The organism is Oscillatoria salina IIICB1 (assembly GCF_020144665.1).
Lineage (GTDB): Bacteria > Cyanobacteriota > Cyanobacteriia > Cyanobacteriales > SIO1D9 > IIICB1.
In genome coordinates, this window is sequence record NZ_JAAHBQ010000044.1 from 1 (window position 1) to 16,772 (window position 16,772).

Genomic DNA, 16,772 nt, shown 5'->3' on the forward strand with positions numbered 1-16,772 from the left:
AGTAAGCACAATGGCTTTGCCGGAGTGTCTAGAGGTTGCTTGGCGCAACCAAGAAGACTTTTTGTTTTCTGAATCCCTTTTCTTCTAGGAAGGGGAGTCGTCAAGCAGAAAAAAGGGTTAACCTGTGATTATTGGTTAACCCTTTTAAGCTTGGGAACGCGCATTAATTGCTCTTACTTTTGTACAACTAACTTAACGTTAGCGTTTTGCAGACCGCGTTGCTTGACTTCAGCCAAGGTTTTGTTAACGGCATACTTTTGATTGATCGAGTTGATCAACTCGGTTTGGTTGTGCTTCTTAGCAACACCCCAGAGATCGGCGATCAAGTCGAAAGTGCCATCGCTGTTGCGAGACCAGCCAAGGTCATATTCGCCATCGAGAACAGCAACGATGTCTGCACGAACGCGCTGACCATTGTAGCCGCGAACGTCAGCTTCACTCTTAACAGTAATACCCAGGTCGCGCAGAGAAGCGGTCAAGATTTCGGAATCGGCGATCTTAGTACGGAGAGTGCTGAAATGAGACATTTGGATTTCCTCCTAGAAAATGAGATTCAAAACGACAACGTTTGTTTTGGTGAAAACTGCTAGCATTTGCTAGCCTTTGCTCCCGTTGGGATCGGGAGAAAGCCTGTTAAAACTCCATGCGCTGATATTCAGCTACGGAGGCAGCCGCAGGTCTTGCTCGCTGTCTTGCCCAATCTCTCAGGGCTGTGACCTGCTCTGTCATTGTCCGGGACAGAGGTAAAGTGGCTTTTATTGCGGCGATAATATCTAGCTGCGTGAATTCGCGGTCTTGGGCGAATGCTTCGTACATGGCAGCTATGAGTGCCTGCTCTATCTCTGCTCCAGAAAAACCTTCTGATACTTTCGCAAGTTGGTCGATATCGAAACGAGCTATGTCTTCACGACGCTTGCGAAGATGAATTTTGAAAATTTCCATTCTTTCTTCTGTCGTTGGCAAATCAACGAAGAAGATTTCGTCAAAGCGACCTTTTCTTAAGAATTCCCCAGGTAGCCGTTCAACCCGGTTCGCCGTTGCCATCACAAATACGGGTGAGGTTTTTTCTTGCATCCAGGTTAAGAAGGAACCGAAGATGCGGCTTGATGTACCACCATCTGAGTCAGCCGAACCAGTGCTACCGGAAAAAGACTTATCTAATTCATCGATAAACAAAATTGCTGGCGAAATTGACTCTGCTGTTTTGAGGGCATTGCGTAAGTTAGCTTCTGACCTACCTACCATTGAGCCATCGTAGACTCTACCCATATCCAATCGTAATAGTGGCAATCCCCAGAGGCGAGATGTTGTTTTGGCGATCAGAGACTTACCGCAGCCTGGAACCCCTAAAATTAGCATTCCTTTTGGTTGAGGTAATCCGTAAGCCCTCGCTCTTTCTGTGAAAGCATTAGAACGCTGTCTCAGCCACCGCTTTAGTTCTTCTAGTCCACCGATCGAATCGATTGTTTCGTCTTCTTCGATGTATTCTAAAATACCATTGCGGCGAATTAGTTGCTTTTTCTCCGAGAGGATGACTTCTACTTCCTCTTCGGTCAAGCGTTTTGCTTGTACTTGAGCTTTGCGGTAAACTTTTTCCGCTTCATCCTTGGTCAATCCTAAAGCAGCTTTGAGCAGTTTTTCTCGTACCTCAGTGGTGAGGCGGCGATTTTTGCCCTTTTCTAACTGCTGGCTCAAAACTCGGTCTAACTCCGCCATGTCGGGCAAGGGAAAGTCGAGAACCACTACTTCTTTTTCTAGCTCGATGGGAATCTGCTGAATCGGCGACATTAAAATAATAATTTTTTCTGTGCCTTTAAAAGAAGCGATCGCATCTCGCAACCACCGAGTTGTCCCTGGTGAATCTATATATGGATGAAGGTCTTTAAATATATAAATACCTGGTTCTCGCTGTCTTACTACCCACTCGATCGCCGCTTCTGGCGATACTGTATTATGTTGGGTGACGTGGCGGGGTTGACCGTACTCTACGATGCCGTGTGTCACTGTCCATATATAGACGTGGCGATGGCTCGTTCTCATCTGGGCAATCTTGGCGATCGCTTGTTCGGCTCGTTCTTCCTCAGAAGTTACGAGGTAGATGAGGGGATATTGAGCTTGAACGAGAATACCTAGCTCTTCTTGCATAACCATCGACCTATCTTAAAACTACGTGCAATCACTGAAATCGCGAGCGAGGTCTTGCCCCAACCCCTACTCAGCAGGGAACTAATTCTTCCTCTCCTTCGGAATCGGTACTTCCTTTTACTTGTTCTCGTACCTTTTCTACCGGAAGCTCCTCAGCCAATACTCCTGGCTGATCTTTCAGGGAAACCATCTGCCCATCTTTGTTGACCAAGGCGCTGTTGCACTCAGGACAAGCATATACTTGATGGGTTTTTCCTCGATCTGCTTCTACCTCGTCTACCATCTCTGGATATTTTAAGTAGAAGACGATTGCTCTTTCTACTATTGCTGACATCGATTCTGTGTCAACCGCAGAGCGAATCTTTAGTTGGCGATGGAGTCCTGGTGGAAGATATAACGTGACTTTTTGCTTGTCTGGCATTTCACTCTCAATCTTTCTACCCAGGTTTCTTTTGTTAGCATATCGATTTGATTTCTGGCTGTCAAGCTGTTTCACCGTTATGACGGCAATATTGTTATATTTGTTTACATTTCCGGGTTGCCAAGTCGGTTCAGCGAATAAATCATCAGCACTAAATCATGATTTTCCCTTGGTAATTAAATTTCTGAAACCCTTGCAATTAAAGCACTTTGGTGATAATTTTCCCACTCGACAGGGGCGAGTTCTCATCAAGAAAATCCTTTCTGGAACTTTGTTAACATTAATTTTGTTTGGCTGTCGGAGTTCACAACTGGCGGTTTCTGGCTGGGAAATTTATCGTAACCAACGCTACAACTTTGAATTTCCCTATCCGAGTAACTGGATCGCCTTACCGATGCCCGATAATCGAGATGGACAAATTTTTCAAGATCCTAGCAACCCTAGCGTCGAAATTAGAGGTTGGGCAGGGAATAGCTTATCAGGAATTGAGATTGAGATCGATCCGCGATCGCACCACACCGATCATCAATCCATAAAAACTAAACCAGAAAACTTGATCACCGAACAAGGATTAACAGGAAAACTATATATCGAAATCGGCTCCGAGATTAGCCTCATGAAACTAACACTGTTACAAGGAGATATACAGTACAACTGGCGAGGAGAAGCCGAAAGCGAAGAATTTGCCAATTATTACCGTTTATTTGACTTTATTGCCACTCGCTACCGAGTTTTACCCCCAGAGGAGTGAGGGGGGAGACAAGGAGGAGGGGGAAGACAAACTGATAACTGTTCACTGATAACTGTTCACTGATGAACCTAATCCCCAGACTTAATCAATCATCGCAATACATTCAATTTCGACAAGAACATCTTTTGGTAAACGAGGAACTTCGACACAGGCGCGGGCGGGTGCAGTTGCTTCGTTAAAATATTGGGCATAAACTTGATTCATTGCGGCAAAATTTGGCAAATCGGTCAAAAAAACCGTAGTTTTGACGACATTTTCCCAAGTTGCGCCAGCCGCAGCCAGAACAGCTTCTAAATTCGTCATTACTTGTTTAGTTTGCTGGGTAATATCTCCCACACCGACAATTTCGCCTGTTTTGGGGTTGAGGGAAATTTGACCAGCAAGGAAGATCATTTTTCCTGTAGCCGCGATCGCTTGATTATACGGTCCAACGGGTGCAGGTGCTGCTTCAGTACGAATAACTTCTTTCATAGTTAATTTGTCAAATGAGGACGAATGCCATAATTTCGGTAACGCCAATAGTCGCGCAAAATGCGCTCGTGGTCAAAACAAAGATTTTTGGGTAACTCCCAAGAGGGAAAAATACCGAGATTTTTCGCATCGTCATTAGCTTTGGGTTCACCTTGCGCGCTAGCGAGAAAGACGACACTTAGAGTATGTTGACGAGGGTCGCGATCGGGGGCAGAGTAAACTTGGAACTGTTCGATTAGTTCCACTTGTAGGCTAACTTCTTCCTCTGCTTCCCGTTTAGCTGCGGTTTCTACCGATTCTCCGTAATCGACAAAACCGCCAGGAAGCGCCCAACCATGAGGAGGATTTTGACGTTCGATTAACACAATCGGTAGATGGGGTTTGTCAATTAGTTCGATAATGATATCGACAGTTGGGGTAGGATTTCGGTGAGCCAAAGTGTTTGGGTTCCTTTTCTGCTGAAGTGCGACCACAGGTTATTTTACCAGTTTGGGGGAATTGATAATTTTCGCGCATTCGGCGGAGCCGTTCTCGCAGAGTAGACGCTAAGACGCAAAGGAAGATCGCGAAGAAGTTCTTCTCAGGGAGAGAGTCAAAAAGTCTCGCTTCAGTTTAAATTAAAATAAACCGAAAAGTTGTGATGGTAAATAAGCGAAATGTAAATACTGCAAAGACTTTGACTGTTGTGGGGGCGGGTGCTTGGGGTTCGACTTTAGCGCAACTTGCTGCTTACAATGTTAAGGTACGATTGTGGTCGCGTAGCAGTGAAGAAAGTTTAGAGGATGCGATCGCTGGGGCGGATTTTATTTTATCAGCAGTTTCGATGCAGGGTGTGAGACCGACGATCGCTAAGTTAGAAAAGCTCGATTTGTCAGATAATCTAATTATTATTAGTGCTACAAAAGGCTTAGACCCGGTGACTACTCATACTCCTTCTTTATTGTGGCAAGAAGCTTTTCCTCAGAATGCGGTGGTTGTAATTTCGGGACCTAATTTATCTAAAGAAATTCAACAAGAATTACCTGCGGCGACGGTAGTGGCGAGTAAGAAGCAAGAGGCGGTACAACAAGTACAGGAAATTTTTGCCTCGGAGATATTTCGAGTTTATGCTAATAGCGATCCACTGGGAACCGAATTAGGTGGTACGCTCAAGAATGTAATGGCGATCGCTGCGGGTGTATGTGATGGTTTGCAATTGGGAACTAATGCTAAAGCGGCGCTTTTAACGAGGGCTTTACCTGAAATGGTTCGGATTGGCACTACTTTGGGTGCTACTGTCGAAACTTTTTTCGGTTTATCTGGTTTGGGCGATTTATTAGCCACTTGTAGCAGTTCCCTTTCCCGCAATTATCAAGTTGGCTACGGACTCGCCCAAGGGAAATCTGTAGAACAACTTTTGACAGAAATTGAGGGAACTGCTGAAGGAGTTTATACTACTAAAGTTGTTATCGATCTTGCCCAGCAACAGGATATTTCTGTGCCAATTTCCCAGCAAGTTTATTTACTTCTTGAAGGCAAAATTTCTCCTAGAGAAGCAGTTATTTCTCTTATGGAACGCGAGTTGAAATCGGAGTTTAGCGATTTATTTGCCTAAATTTTACTTGTTTTTAAATGTTCACTTAATTGAAGATTAAATGCCAACTCAGGAAAAAGAAATTACCCACGAAAAGCAAGAAAAAACCGAAAAACCAATTTTAAATTTTTTCCAGCTTTGGAATATGAGCTTTGGCTTTTTTGGTATTCAATATGGTTGGGCTTTACAGTTTGCCAATACCAGTGCTATTTATGAATATTTGGGTGCCGAACCCGAACAAATTCCGATGTTATGGTTGGCTGCTCCTTTAAGTGGCTTAATTGTCCAGCCAATTGTCGGTCATCTCAGCGATCGCACCTGGGGATTTTTAGGAAGAAGACGACCATATTTTTTAGTTGGTGCAATTCTGAGTTCGACTGCTTTAATTTTAATGCCTAATTCTTCCACGCTTTGGATGGCAGCAGGTTTGCTCTGGATTTTAGATACTTCGGTTAATATTAGCTTGGAACCTTTTCGTGCTTTTGTCGCCGATATTTTGCCTCTAAAACAGCGAACGCAGGGCTTTGCAATGCAAAGTTTTTTTATTGGTTTTGGCGCAGTTGTAGCCGCCATTTCTCCTTGGTTGTTGGCGAATTTTTTGGGCGTTACGAGAGCAGCAGATAATCAAAATGGTATTCCTTTGACGGTCAAGATTTCTTTTTATTTAGGGGCTGCTGTTTTTTTGATTACAGTGCTATGGACAATTGTAACTACTAAAGAATATCCGCCAGAAGATTTAGCAGCTTTTCGCAAAAAAAACTCAGAAAATGGCGGATTTTTCAATGGGGTAAAAGAACTTTTTCATGCTTATAAAACTATGCCAGAAACGATGAAACAATTGGGCTGGGTACAGTTTTTTACTTGGCTAGGAATGTTTTGCGTATTGTTATATTTTCCGCCCGCAGTAGCTAGATATATTTTTGGCGCGATCGATCGAACATCACCAATTTATACTTATGGTATTGAATGGGCAGGAATTTGTATTGGAGTTTATAATGGGGTTTGCTTTATTTTTTCCTTATTTTTAGCAAAAGTTACGCAATTAACAAGTAGGAAAATAACTCATGCTTTTTGCTTGTTTTGTGGGGGTGCAGCCTTGATGTCTTTACTCTTTATTCGCGATCCATATTTGTTATTTATTCCGATGATTTGTTTAGGGCTTGCTTGGGCGAGTATGCTAGCAATACCTTACTCGATTTTGGCAGATGCTTTACCTGCGGAAGAAACTGGGGTTTATCTGGGAATTTTTAATGCGTTTATCGTCATTCCCCAAATAATTGCTGCTTTAGGTTTGGGCTGGGTGATGCACAATTTTTTGGATAATAATCACTTAATGGCAGTAGTTTTAGGTGGTACTTTGATGATAGTAGCGTCACTGTTAGTTGCTGGAGTTGAGGACGTAGGTGAGGAGAAAGAAAGAGAAGTTGTCCGGGAAAAGTTGACAGGAGAAAGTTAGGTGACATACTCCCACTGTGCAATCTCTGATTACAAGGTAAATTTTTCCTTGTCTGGCGATAGAGGTGACAAACTGCTACCTCAGTGTATTAATCTAGTTGGTTGGCAGCGATCGACAATGTTTGAGTCGGTCGGCTTGACTGTTGTTCGCTAATTATTTTTTTGATAGGAAAGTGTATGGATCTTTCAAGAGCAAGCGGCATCTTATTACATCCTACTTCTTTACCCGGTCGCTTTGGCATTGGCGAGTTAGGACCGGAAGCATATCGCTTTATTGATTTTTTGGCAGAAAGTTACCAGCAAGTTTGGCAAATTTTGCCTTTGGGACCGACGGGATTTGGCAATTCTCCTTACTTATCCTATTCAGCTTTAGCAGGTAATCCTTTGCTGATCGACTTAGAATGGTTGCATTCAGAAGGACTTCTTGCAGAAGAAGATTTTGGTTTGCTACCAGAATTCGGGTGCGATCGCGTCAACTACGATTTAGTTTACGAAACCAAATTACCTTTACTCAATCAAGCTAGCTTAAATTTTCGGGCAAAAGCATCGCCATCTCAACGAGAAGCATTTGAGCAATTTTGTCAAGTTCATAGTTATTGGCTTGATGACTATGCTTTATTTATGGCAATTAAAGAAGCTCACGACGGTGCAAGCTGGCATACTTGGGATGAAGAGATTGCCAAACGCTCAACTACAGCGATCGCCAAATGGCAGTCTCGCCTGAGTGAAGAAATCTTTCGTCATAAATATCTTCAGTTTGAATTTTACCGTCAATGGTCAGAACTGAAAAACTACGCCAACGAAAAAGGGATTAAAATCTTTGGTGATATTCCCATTTACGTCGCCCATGACAGTGCCGATGTTTGGGCGCATCCCGATATTTTCTGCTTAGACAAAGAAACAGGCGAACCAGCACTCATGGCTGGCGTTCCCCCAGATTACTTTAGCGAAACAGGTCAACTGTGGGGAAATCCAGTTTATAACTGGGAGCAAATCCAAAAAAATAACTTTAAGTGGTGGATACAGCGCTTCAAAGCCACACTCGAATACGTTGACATCATCCGGATCGATCATTTTCGCGGATTTGAATCTTTTTGGGCAGTACCCCAAGGCGAAAAAGTCGCAATTAACGGCGAATGGATCGAAGCACCCGGAATAGCCTTCTTTGAAATACTGCGCGAACAATTAGGAAAACTGCCAATTGTCGCCGAAGACTTAGGAGAAATCACACCCGAAGTCGAAGCCTTACGCGATCGCTTCGATTTTCCCGGCATGAAAGTTTTACATTTTGCCTTTGACTCCGGAGTTGACAATCCTTTTTTACCCTTTAACTACACTTCGCGCAACTGTGTAATTTACACCGGAACTCACGATAACAACACCACTCTCGGCTGGTTTAACGAACGATCCCCCGAAGCCCAACAAAGAGTTTTACAATATCTTGGTTGCGTAGAGCCAGAGGGCATTAATTGGAGTTTAACCCGTCTTGCCCTTGGTTCTATAGCCAATCTAGCCATCTTTCCCTTACAAGACATTTTAGGCTTAGGAACGGAAGGCAAAATGAATACTCCAGGTAAAGAAGAAGGAAACTGGAGTTGGCGTTATCAAGCCTCTGCTTTAACGCCAGAATTGTGCCAGCGACTCAAGGATTTGACTTACCTTTATCGTCGCGCCCCTCAACAAATCACTCCCTAAATCGAGTCAGATTTTCATGACTTGGGATTAGCTTGATAAGTCACTTCCTGCACTTGATTTGGTGGACCGAGTTGCTTTGCCTTTTGGTCGTTAAAAGCAACCAAAATACCTCCAGCATTACCAGCGAGTACAGTTAATTTCTTATCTGCTACCCAAGTCCGTTGAGTACCTTCTTCGAGAGTACCTTCAAACTCGGTCTTGCCATCCGCGACAATTCGCAGCCAAGATTCGGATTTCACGGTGACACCAACCACCACAGGCTTAGATTCAGAATTAACTTGGTCTAACTTTTGTGGCAGCGTGTCAATCTGATTTTGTGGTTCGAGAGACTGCTTTTCTAATTGAACGCTATTGACCTGCAAAATAGAACGCTCAATCGTCATCGAAAGACTATTAACCGCAGCAACCACAATTACCACATATAACAGATAAAGATGTATCGGTCGCAACTGACCGAGACGAAAACTCTCCCACTTTGGCTTAATCCAGGGTTGGCTTGGGTAAATTGGAAAATCTCTGGCAAATTCTCCTCCTTTCAAGCCCAAAGCATCAGCAAATTGCTTGATTAACCCTCGAATATAAACTGGTTCCGGCAATAAATCCAGTCTGCCTTCTTCAATCGCCTTGAGCAAGCGCATCCGAATCATAGTTCTTGCTGCCACCTCATCGATGGACAATTTTTGTTCAGTGCGAATCTCGCGCAGACGAGAGCCAAGTTCTGTAAGTTTTTCGAGTTGTTCTTCTTGAGGATTAACGATTTGCTTCTTTTTTTTCTTCATACACGGTTCTCCTTGATGTCTGCTGGCATAGTTGATGATGCTAGATGGACTTGATTTTGGAGAAAACAAATTTCAAACTCTTTGAGAAAACGATAGTGACCGGATTTTACGATTGGCTCGTCCGCTAGTTGTAAACTAATCGGACCGATTGCCGTGCGATGCAGCGATCGTACTTTTAAGCCAAGTTGTTCGGCTACGCGACGAATCTGACGATTTCTACCCTCAGTTAGTACCACTTTTAAAAGTGTTTTGTCACGCGATCGTGCTCGAACTTCAACTTCTGCGGGCAAAGTTTTTTGGCCTGATAAAATTATTCCCTGTCGCCAAGCTTTTAGTACAGAATCTGGTAAATTACCTTCTACCCAGACCTGATAAGTTTTTGGCAGGTGATAGCGAGGATGGGTGAGACATAAGGTCAACTGCCCATCGTTGGTTAGTAACAAAGCTCCAGTAGAGTCGGCATCTAAGCGTCCTACGGGATGAATGCCTTGTTGATAACGTAGTTTTTTTGGTAATAGATCGATAACAGTAGTACGTCCTTGAGGATCGCGGCAAGTAGAAACTACAGATTTGGGTTTATTGAGCAAAATATAAACTAAGGTCGGGCGAGATCCAGATTTAATTAGTTTACCGTCCACTTCAAGTCGATCTTTGGTGGGATCGGCTTTTTGCCCCAACTCTACCACAGTGCCATTGAGATGCACGCGCCCTGCTGCGATCATTTTCTCAGCTTGGCGGCGCGATGCAATACCCCATTGGGAAATTATTTTTTGCACTCGTTCCTGCATGGGACTTACCTACTGTCAAGTTCTGTTGACTACAAGGAGAACAAGTCTAAGTCAAAATTGGTGACTCGGACTTACTATGTACAAATATTACACCGAATATCTTCTGCCTTTTTATCGGGTTAGGGGTGAGATTTTTCTTGATTTTGGGCAAATCGCCTGAATACAAGAATCGAATTAGTCTTCTCTAAGAACTGAGAGCGAACTTAGATGATTGATAAGTTACTAAATCGGGCTTTACGGCTTTGGTTACGCACGCAAGTTGAGCGGGTTGAACAGTTAGAAGTCAATGTGGGTGGGGAATCTCGCCAAATTCTTAGCGGTTATATTCCTAGTGTTTTCCTGGCAGCTAGTCAAGCTGTTTATCAAGGGCTTCATTTTTCTGAGGTGGAGGTTCTCGGTAAAAATATTCGCTTTAATCTGGCTCAGGTACTTAAACGTCAGCCTTTGCGACTTTTGGAAGCTGTTCGTGTTTATACTAAGCTACGGCTCGCACAAGCGGATCTCCAGGCTTCTTTAGAGTCTCCTTTGTTGGCTAATGCTTTGACTGATTTACTGACTGGGTTTTTAACCGCAGGTGGTAAAACTGTTTCTGCTCAATTTGGGGAAAACTGTCTTGTTATTTGGGAGGAAGTAGTCATTCAGACAGACAAGCTGACTTTCCAAGGTCAAATTACTGATGCTTCAGGTAAAGAAATATCTATCCTGATACGTGCTGGATTAGAATTGGCGAATTCTAACCAGTTACGCCTCGATCCGGTTCAGATTGATACTTCTAACTCGGATTTAGGTGTTTGCTTGTCTGAGTATCTCATTGATTTGGGGACAGAGGTTGAGATTGAACAATTAAGTTTAACTTCTGGTCAGCTTTTTCTTTGTGGCGGTTTGACTGTGATTCCTGAGTAGTTAACTGCTAAAAGTTACTAGTTGAGGTTCTCGGGTTTACCGCTTTGTCAGCGCGATTGGGAGGAAAACCCAGCGCCGAAAGGGGCGTAGCGATCGACAGCTAGCAGTTGCGATCGCTTTTCTCTTACAATGTTTGGGGTAGGAGGGGTAAAAACAAGGTGATGAAGTAATAAACTAATGGTGCAGTGAAAACGTAACTGTCGGTTCGGTCTAAAATACCTCCGTGTCCGGGAATTAACTGTCCTGAATCTTTTAAGCCTGCGTCTCGCTTCATCATTGATTCGGTTAAATCTCCTAGCAAACTAGCAATTCCAATCAGTAATCCTAAGAGAATGCCACTCAGTTGCCAAGAATTCCAGTTGAGATACCAAGCTCCTAATTCGGCGACGATTATACTACCGAGAATGCCAAAAATTGCACCTTCTACTGTCTTTTTGGGACTGATCTCGGAAAGACGAGTGCGACCAAAAAATTTACCCATTGCATAAGCGCCGATATCTGCTGCCCAGATACAACCAAATGCTAGTAAAGTTACTGTTAGTGCTTGAGGGAAGGTGCTAAAATTTGTCCAATCTGGGGGCCAATAGCTGTTCAAAAGAAAGTTATTGCTGGCAATCTCTGTTGTGTTGCTAGCAATTAAGGTGGAGGGGGAACCGGATAAACCTACTCGCAATCTTACCCAGTAACTAGGTAGCCAGCCGCCGTAAAATAAGCCCAAAATTGAAGTCGAAATATCGGCGATGGTAGAAAGTTTCGGCTGAAATAGCAAGTAAAAACAAATAAATGTTCCTGCTACGGGAAAAACTGCATCGGTGAGGCTGGGGACGATCGCCGCAGTGATGAGTAGGATTTGAGAGACGAACATGGTAATTTTAGCCGCAGGAGCAATTCCTTTGGCGCGAACCATTCGGAAATATTCGAGTTGTCCCAAAAAGACGATGACTCCGAAGCCGAGGGTGAAGTACCACCCCCCGACGATAATCATCCCTAACGCTAGGGCGATCGCGATTATTCCACTGAGAATACGAGACCAAGGCATAGGATCAGCTATTAGAGAAAACACGGTTAATACTAAACCGATGACAATGACAGGTTAAGAAATTCTTATGAAAGGTTAACAAATTTCTTGACTTTAATTTAGCTAATTTTCAACAAATCCGAATCTGTCTCTACACTTATTCTGATGGCGCTGGGTGCGATCGCGTTTTTCCGATTCGTTGTTTAGATTTTTTCGCCGCTTAAAATAAACATCGGATCGATCGCCGCAAAGGTTTGATTAATTCCTCTTGTCTCTAAACGATTAATCGAAGACTGTACTACTTCGATGTTCCGTGCTTGTAATTCGGCGAATCCTTCAGAAAGTGCATACAAGCTTTCTAAGTTACCTGCGGTAGCGACAACTCTACCTGATGGCTGTAAGAGTTGCCAAACTGCTGTTAATATTTCCTTAACTGTTCGTCCGCCTTCAAAGCAGACTCGGTGGGGTAATGGTTTAATTTCTGCGAGACAGTCTGGGGCGTTACCTTCGATTACTTTCACGTTGGTGACGTTGAAGCGATCGCAGTTACGCCGAATTAGGTTAGCTACTTCGGGATCTCTTTCTACAGCCACGATCTGTGTTTGCGGACAAAGTAAAGCAATTTCGATCGGGATAGTACCAGTACCTGCGCCAATATCCCACAAAACTGATTTTGCTTCCATCCGTAAAGAAGAAATTAGCAATAAGCGTACTTCTCGCTTACTTAATGGTATACCGGGCAAACGCTCGAAAAGTTCGTCGGGTATGCCAGGGGTGACGTATTGCCAGAGCATAAGAAAATTTAGTAATTAGTTAAGTTATTAAATGCAGTCTCGCTTGCTGATATTTCTTTACTCAGCTAGACCAAGCTAAAATGCCAGAAAGCGAGCAAGATGCTCGCACTACACAAGTTTAACTGGATTAATCATTGCTTAGTTATAACTTCCGTGAATCGTCAATTAATTTCTTCTTCAGACAAGCCGAAGCGAATACCTAAGCGGGGACTAACCCAATTATCCATCGGATCGATCGCTTCTAAACGTGCCGAAGAGCGTAACCAACCACTTGTGTCATTTTCTGGGGATCGTAGATATAATATTCTTCGACACCGTAGCGATCGTAAAACATCAGTTTTTTGTTCATTTCTGTCTCAGTATTACCAGGAGAAAGGATTTCCCAGACTACCTGCGGAGCAATATTCCCTTCCTTCCACTGCTGATAGGAACCTCTGTCGCCTTTACTAACTCCAAAGGCTACCATAACATCGGGAGCTTGACGAATTTTATTATTTCCTTCTACTGAATACCAAAGCAAGTCTCCACCAACAAAAACCCTGGCATCATTAGCAAATAACCACTGTAAGTTATAGTAAATGACTGTAATCCACCGAAACTGGATTGTATTATCTGCAATTGGTTTACCATCGCTATCGGGATAAATTATCTCTGGTTTGGTTTCCAAAACCATCACTATTTCCCTCGTAATTTTTCTTTTAATTTAATAGTTATTATAAATTATTGCCGAGATTTTTTATCCGATGTTTCTCTAGGCTTATTTGGCGTAGCAAATATTTTTTATGAGAAATCAACTAATGCCATAACTTATACTTTATTAGGTAATTAAAACTAAGAAATAGTCTATTTTTTCGGAAATCACCTGTATGTTTAAATGATACTCAAGTCAAATTTTAGGTGAATTTTAAGTAATTTTAGACAAAAACAATAGACACTTTTTTAAGACTAGAATCGCTACATCCTGTAATATTACCACCGGATTCTACAACTGTTTCTAAGTAATTAATTGCCGATACTGTAATTATTTCTCCTGGCATTAAAACCGGAATTCCTGGCGGATAAGGACAAATAGTTTCGGCACTTATGCAGCCAATTGTTTCTGCTATAGGTAAACTTTTTTTCGTCGCAAAATATGCTTCGCGAGGCGACATTGCCAGCTTAGTTTGGGGAAATTCAGGGATAAAAACAGTCTGATTTTCTTTCCCTTGATATTCTTTGCTTAAAGTAGTAAATCCTTGAACTAATTTATCTATGTCTGTTGCTGTGTTACCCAAGCTAATAATAAAAGTTAGATGTTTCTGCATGGGTAATTCCGCAGTTACGCCGAGTTTTTTATGTAAAATTTCGTCGGTTTCAAAGCCTGTCAAACCTAACTGAGTAACTAACACTGTTAATCTAGTTTTATCTAAAGTTTCAAAACCAAGTTTAGCTTGTTTAATTGGTTCGACAATTGCTAAATTTTCCAGTTGCTTTAGATGCTTTCTAGCATCATCAGCTAAAGATAATGTTTTTGACATTAATTCTTGACCAAATAATGCCATTTGTTGTCGGGCGGCATCGAGGGAAGCTAGTAATAAATAATTGGGACTGGTAGACTGTAAAAGTTGTAAAGCTTTGCTTATTTTTTGAGCATCAATTAAGTTACTTTTCAGGTGTAACATCGATGCTTGTGTCATGGCGCCTAAAATTTTATGAGTTGACTGTACTGCTAAATCGGCTCCGGCGGCAAGGGCGGAAATAGGTAATTCTGGGTGAAAGGCAAAATGTGCGCCGTGGGCTTCGTCTACGAGTAAGGGGATATGATATTGGTGACAGAGTGTGGCGATCGCCCGAACATCTCCACAAATTCCGTGATAGGTTGGGTAAACCATCATTACAGCTTTTGTCTCCGGATGCTCGTTTAAGATGGCTTCTAGGGCTTCTGGGGCGATACTCAGCGCAAGATCGGTGGTAGGATCGTATTCTGGGTTAATGAAAATTGGCACTGCCCCGGAAAGGATTAAAGCCGCGATCGCTGATTGATGTATATTTCTCGGTAAGATAATCTTATCGCCAGCGCCGCAGGTAGCCAAAATTGCTGCCATCACGCCGCAAGTCGAACCATTGACAAGAAACCAAGTTTGTGATGCACCAAAAGCCTCGGCTGCTAATGCTTGGGCTTCGGCAATTACTCCTTCGGGGGCAAATAAGTTATCTAATTCGGGTAATTCGGGTAAATCTGCCTGAAATACGGCTTTTCCGACTAATTCTGCTAGGGGTTGAGAAATACCTTGTCCCCGTTTGTGTCCTGGGGCGTAAAATGCAGCATGGGGTTTATTTGCTAATTCTCGTAGTTTAGCTAAGATTGGTGTTTTGCTTTGCTTGGCTTCTGGCATAAGTTGAAGCGTTTCAATCCCTCATAGGGATTTTAGCTGATTTCAACCCATGTGTGAAGCTACCGAGGTAATCGGCGCTATGTGTGGGTTTCAATCCCTCATAGGGATTTTAGCTGATTTCAACTAGCGGTCACTGTAGAAAATCGGTTTCTATCAGTGTTTCAATCCCTCATAGGGATTTTAGCTGATTTCAACCCCGACCGCCACCCCAGTAATTACAAGCCTTTCAGCTAAAGTTTCAATCCCTCATAGGGATTTTAGCTGATTTCAACCAGCAAAATTAGATCCGGATCTGCTCTCATTGTTGAGGTTTCAATCCCTCATAGGGATTTTAGCTGATTTCAACCTTTATTATTTTCAACTTGTCTGACTAGATCCAGGTTTCAATCCCTCATAGGGATTTTAGCTGATTTCAACAATATATAAGTGGGCAAAGGTTTGAACTGGCAATGTTTCAATCCCTCATAGGGATTTTAGCTGATTTCAACCCTATTGAGGAAATTTTCGTTAATTATGAATTGGTTGTTTCAATCCCTCATAGGGATTTTAGCTGATTTCAACGTTTCTCAAGAAAGGCGATCGCATAGCTGTTAGTGGTTTCAATCCCTCATAGGGATTTTAGCTGATTTCAACGCGATCGCTCTTATTTATCCTCCTTATTCAAAAAAAATGTTTCAATCCCTCATAGGGATTTTAGCTGATTTCAACGGTGATTATTCTAATTCATCATTCAAGTAAAGCCGTTTCAATCCCTCATAGGGATTTTAGCTGATTTCAACCTGATCGAGAAATTATTTCTCCGACTTTATTTTATTATGAGGTGTTTCAATCCCTCATAGGGATTTTAGCTGATTTCAACTAATAATACCTGATGTTTTAGCGGATAATCTGGTGTTTCAATCCCTCATAGGGATTTTAGCTGATTTCAACTTTTACAGCTAGGCGATCGCCGATCGTGTACTTAGTTTCAATCCCTCATAGGGATTTTAGCTGATTTCAACAGTTAACAAAGAGGTAGTATGTCATTTCAAAAACATGTTTCAATCCCTCATAGGGATTTTAGCTGATTTCAACAAGCGATCGCCAAACTAGAGACTATCCAGGAATCAGTCGTTTCAATCCCTCATAGGGATTTTAGCTGATTTCAACTAGTAATCTTCTTGACCATAGTTAATCCTTTGTTTGTTTCAATCCCTCATAGGGATTTTAGCTGATTTCAACAACTCTGTGGTAAACAAAAAGTTTATTTTAGGTCTTGTTTCAATCCCTCATAGGGATTTTAGCTGATTTCAACTTAAACCTGTAAAAGCCTTTAGTTTCCTGGTCACTGTTTCAATCCCTCATAGGGATTTTAGCTGATTTCAACGCTATCAGATTGTTCATGGCTGGATCATCTAGAGTTGTTTCAATCCCTCATAGGGATTTTAGCTGATTTCAACTCTTTTGCTTGATGCCATCTTAAATACCTCGATTGTTTCAATCCCTCATAGGGATTTTAGCTGATTTCAACTAGTAACGCACAATAAGTCTATCGCCTTTTACCTCGTTTCAATCCCTCATAGGGATTTTAGCTGATTTCAACATATTTTGGTTGTACACTCAGT

15 protein-coding genes, 1 pseudogene and 1 CRISPR repeat array (1 of these 17 running past the window's edge) are annotated in these 16,772 nt (G+C 42.4%); of the genes and pseudogenes, 5 read left to right on the forward strand and 11 right to left on the reverse strand.

The genetic code is table 11. The features are described 5' to 3' along the window. Positions 1-173 precede the first annotated feature (173 nt). The 3 genes from G3T18_RS14285 to G3T18_RS14295 all read right to left on the reverse strand — a co-directional run bounded on the left by G3T18_RS14285 (position 174) and on the right by G3T18_RS14295 (position 2,566). Positions 174-527, reverse strand: coding sequence for a DUF1257 domain-containing protein (locus tag G3T18_RS14285; protein ID WP_224411239.1), 354 nt, complete (start codon positions 525-527; stop codon positions 174-176). Between the two features lie 106 nt (positions 528-633). Then, complete coding sequence (ycf46, locus tag G3T18_RS14290; RefSeq protein ID WP_224411282.1) at positions 634-2,145, reverse strand: stress-responsive protein Ycf46; 1,512 nt, start codon at positions 2,143-2,145, stop codon at positions 634-636. Positions 2,146-2,215: 70 nt separating this feature from the next. Beyond that, a complete protein-coding gene (locus tag G3T18_RS14295; RefSeq protein WP_224411240.1) occupies positions 2,216-2,566 on the reverse strand; it encodes a hypothetical protein in 351 nt (116 codons plus the stop codon). Positions 2,567-2,645: 79 nt separating this feature from the next. On the opposite strand from G3T18_RS14295, the gene G3T18_RS14300 reads away from it, so the two are divergent. Continuing rightward, a complete protein-coding gene (locus G3T18_RS14300; protein WP_224411241.1) occupies positions 2,646-3,317 on the forward strand; it encodes a hypothetical protein in 672 nt (223 codons plus the stop codon). 81 nt (positions 3,318-3,398) lie between these two features. Here the strand turns inward: G3T18_RS14300 and G3T18_RS14305 are convergent, their stop codons facing one another. Together G3T18_RS14305 and G3T18_RS14310 are read right to left on the reverse strand one after the other, a co-directional pair. Continuing rightward, positions 3,399-3,788 carry a RidA family protein gene (locus tag G3T18_RS14305; protein WP_224411242.1) on the reverse strand — a complete coding sequence of 130 codons (390 nt, stop codon included), beginning with the start codon at positions 3,786-3,788 and terminating at the stop codon, positions 3,399-3,401. Between the two features lie 2 nt (positions 3,789-3,790). Beyond that, on the reverse strand, positions 3,791-4,225 hold the full coding sequence (locus G3T18_RS14310) for an NUDIX domain-containing protein (protein ID WP_224411243.1): 435 nt from the start codon (positions 4,223-4,225) through the stop codon (positions 3,791-3,793). A 203-nt stretch (positions 4,226-4,428) separates the two neighbouring features. On the opposite strand from G3T18_RS14310, the gene G3T18_RS14315 reads away from it, so the two are divergent. From G3T18_RS14315 to malQ, 3 genes are all read left to right on the forward strand, one after another. Next, on the forward strand, positions 4,429-5,382 hold the full coding sequence (locus G3T18_RS14315; protein ID WP_224411244.1) for an NAD(P)H-dependent glycerol-3-phosphate dehydrogenase: 954 nt from the start codon (positions 4,429-4,431) through the stop codon (positions 5,380-5,382). A gap of 40 nt (positions 5,383-5,422) precedes the next feature. Continuing rightward, positions 5,423-6,817 (forward strand): MFS transporter, encoded by a 1,395-nt coding sequence (locus tag G3T18_RS14320; protein WP_224411245.1) that lies wholly within the window; start codon positions 5,423-5,425, stop codon positions 6,815-6,817. A 176-nt stretch (positions 6,818-6,993) separates the two neighbouring features. Next, positions 6,994-8,511, forward strand: coding sequence for a 4-alpha-glucanotransferase (gene malQ / locus G3T18_RS14325; RefSeq protein ID WP_224411246.1), 1,518 nt, complete (start codon positions 6,994-6,996; stop codon positions 8,509-8,511). Between the two features lie 14 nt (positions 8,512-8,525). Here the strand turns inward: malQ and G3T18_RS14330 are convergent, their stop codons facing one another. Continuing rightward, positions 8,526-9,290 carry a helix-turn-helix domain-containing protein gene (locus G3T18_RS14330; protein ID WP_224411247.1) on the reverse strand — a complete coding sequence of 255 codons (765 nt, stop codon included), beginning with the start codon at positions 9,288-9,290 and terminating at the stop codon, positions 8,526-8,528. Then, the gene (locus tag G3T18_RS14335; RefSeq protein ID WP_224411248.1) at positions 9,287-10,078 is read right to left on the reverse strand and encodes a pseudouridine synthase; all 792 of its coding nucleotides are present in this window, start codon (positions 10,076-10,078) and stop codon (positions 9,287-9,289) included. The genes G3T18_RS14330 and G3T18_RS14335 overlap by 4 nt, the downstream gene beginning before the upstream one ends. A 207-nt stretch (positions 10,079-10,285) precedes the next feature. Here G3T18_RS14335 and G3T18_RS14340 point away from each other — a divergent pair, with 207 nt between their 5' ends. Then, positions 10,286-10,981 (forward strand): LmeA family phospholipid-binding protein, encoded by a 696-nt coding sequence (locus G3T18_RS14340; protein WP_224411249.1) that lies wholly within the window; start codon positions 10,286-10,288, stop codon positions 10,979-10,981. Between the two features lie 124 nt (positions 10,982-11,105). On the opposite strand, the gene G3T18_RS14345 is transcribed toward G3T18_RS14340, so the two are convergent. The 4 genes and pseudogenes from G3T18_RS14345 to G3T18_RS14360 all read right to left on the reverse strand — a co-directional run bounded on the left by G3T18_RS14345 (position 11,106) and on the right by G3T18_RS14360 (position 15,168). After that, a complete protein-coding gene (locus G3T18_RS14345; RefSeq protein WP_224411250.1) occupies positions 11,106-12,020 on the reverse strand; it encodes a phosphatidate cytidylyltransferase in 915 nt (304 codons plus the stop codon). Positions 12,021-12,202: 182 nt separating this feature from the next. Further along, a complete protein-coding gene (gene cbiT / locus G3T18_RS14350) occupies positions 12,203-12,793 on the reverse strand; it encodes a precorrin-6Y C5,15-methyltransferase subunit CbiT (RefSeq protein WP_224411251.1) in 591 nt (196 codons plus the stop codon). A 167-nt stretch (positions 12,794-12,960) separates the two neighbouring features. Next, positions 12,961-13,466: pseudogene (locus tag G3T18_RS14355) on the reverse strand (Uma2 family endonuclease); the annotation flags it as partial. A 241-nt stretch (positions 13,467-13,707) separates the two neighbouring features. Beyond that, on the reverse strand, positions 13,708-15,168 hold the full coding sequence (locus tag G3T18_RS14360) for an aminotransferase class I/II-fold pyridoxal phosphate-dependent enzyme (RefSeq protein WP_224411252.1): 1,461 nt from the start codon (positions 15,166-15,168) through the stop codon (positions 13,708-13,710). Between the two features lie 10 nt (positions 15,169-15,178). Beyond that, a CRISPR array of direct repeats spans positions 15,179-16,772; the repeat unit is 37 nt; unit sequence GTTTCAATCCCTCATAGGGATTTTAGCTGATTTCAAC; it runs 2,239 nt beyond the window's last position.

Excerpts from the sequence above, each read along its gene's own strand:
- G3T18_RS14285 (WP_224411239.1), bottom strand. The coding sequence starts at position 527 with ATGTCTCATTTCAGCACTCTCCGTACTAAGATCGCCGATTCCGAAATC.
- ycf46 (WP_224411282.1), bottom strand. The coding sequence starts at position 2,145 with ATGCAAGAAGAGCTAGGTATTCTCGTTCAAGCTCAATATCCCCTCATC.
- G3T18_RS14295 (WP_224411240.1), bottom strand. The coding sequence starts at position 2,566 with ATGCCAGACAAGCAAAAAGTCACGTTATATCTTCCACCAGGACTCCAT.
- G3T18_RS14300 (WP_224411241.1), top strand. The coding sequence starts at position 2,646 with ATGACGGCAATATTGTTATATTTGTTTACATTTCCGGGTTGCCAAGTC.
- G3T18_RS14305 (WP_224411242.1), bottom strand. The coding sequence starts at position 3,788 with ATGAAAGAAGTTATTCGTACTGAAGCAGCACCTGCACCCGTTGGACCG.
- G3T18_RS14315 (WP_224411244.1), top strand. The coding sequence starts at position 4,429 with ATGGTAAATAAGCGAAATGTAAATACTGCAAAGACTTTGACTGTTGTG.
- G3T18_RS14320 (WP_224411245.1), top strand. The coding sequence starts at position 5,423 with ATGCCAACTCAGGAAAAAGAAATTACCCACGAAAAGCAAGAAAAAACC.
- malQ (WP_224411246.1), top strand. The coding sequence starts at position 6,994 with ATGGATCTTTCAAGAGCAAGCGGCATCTTATTACATCCTACTTCTTTA.
- G3T18_RS14330 (WP_224411247.1), bottom strand. The coding sequence starts at position 9,290 with ATGAAGAAAAAAAAGAAGCAAATCGTTAATCCTCAAGAAGAACAACTC.
- G3T18_RS14335 (WP_224411248.1), bottom strand. The coding sequence starts at position 10,078 with ATGCAGGAACGAGTGCAAAAAATAATTTCCCAATGGGGTATTGCATCG.
- G3T18_RS14340 (WP_224411249.1), top strand. The coding sequence starts at position 10,286 with ATGATTGATAAGTTACTAAATCGGGCTTTACGGCTTTGGTTACGCACG.
- G3T18_RS14345 (WP_224411250.1), bottom strand. The coding sequence starts at position 12,020 with ATGCCTTGGTCTCGTATTCTCAGTGGAATAATCGCGATCGCCCTAGCG.
- cbiT (WP_224411251.1), bottom strand. The coding sequence starts at position 12,793 with ATGCTCTGGCAATACGTCACCCCTGGCATACCCGACGAACTTTTCGAG.
- G3T18_RS14360 (WP_224411252.1), bottom strand. The coding sequence starts at position 15,168 with ATGCCAGAAGCCAAGCAAAGCAAAACACCAATCTTAGCTAAACTACGA.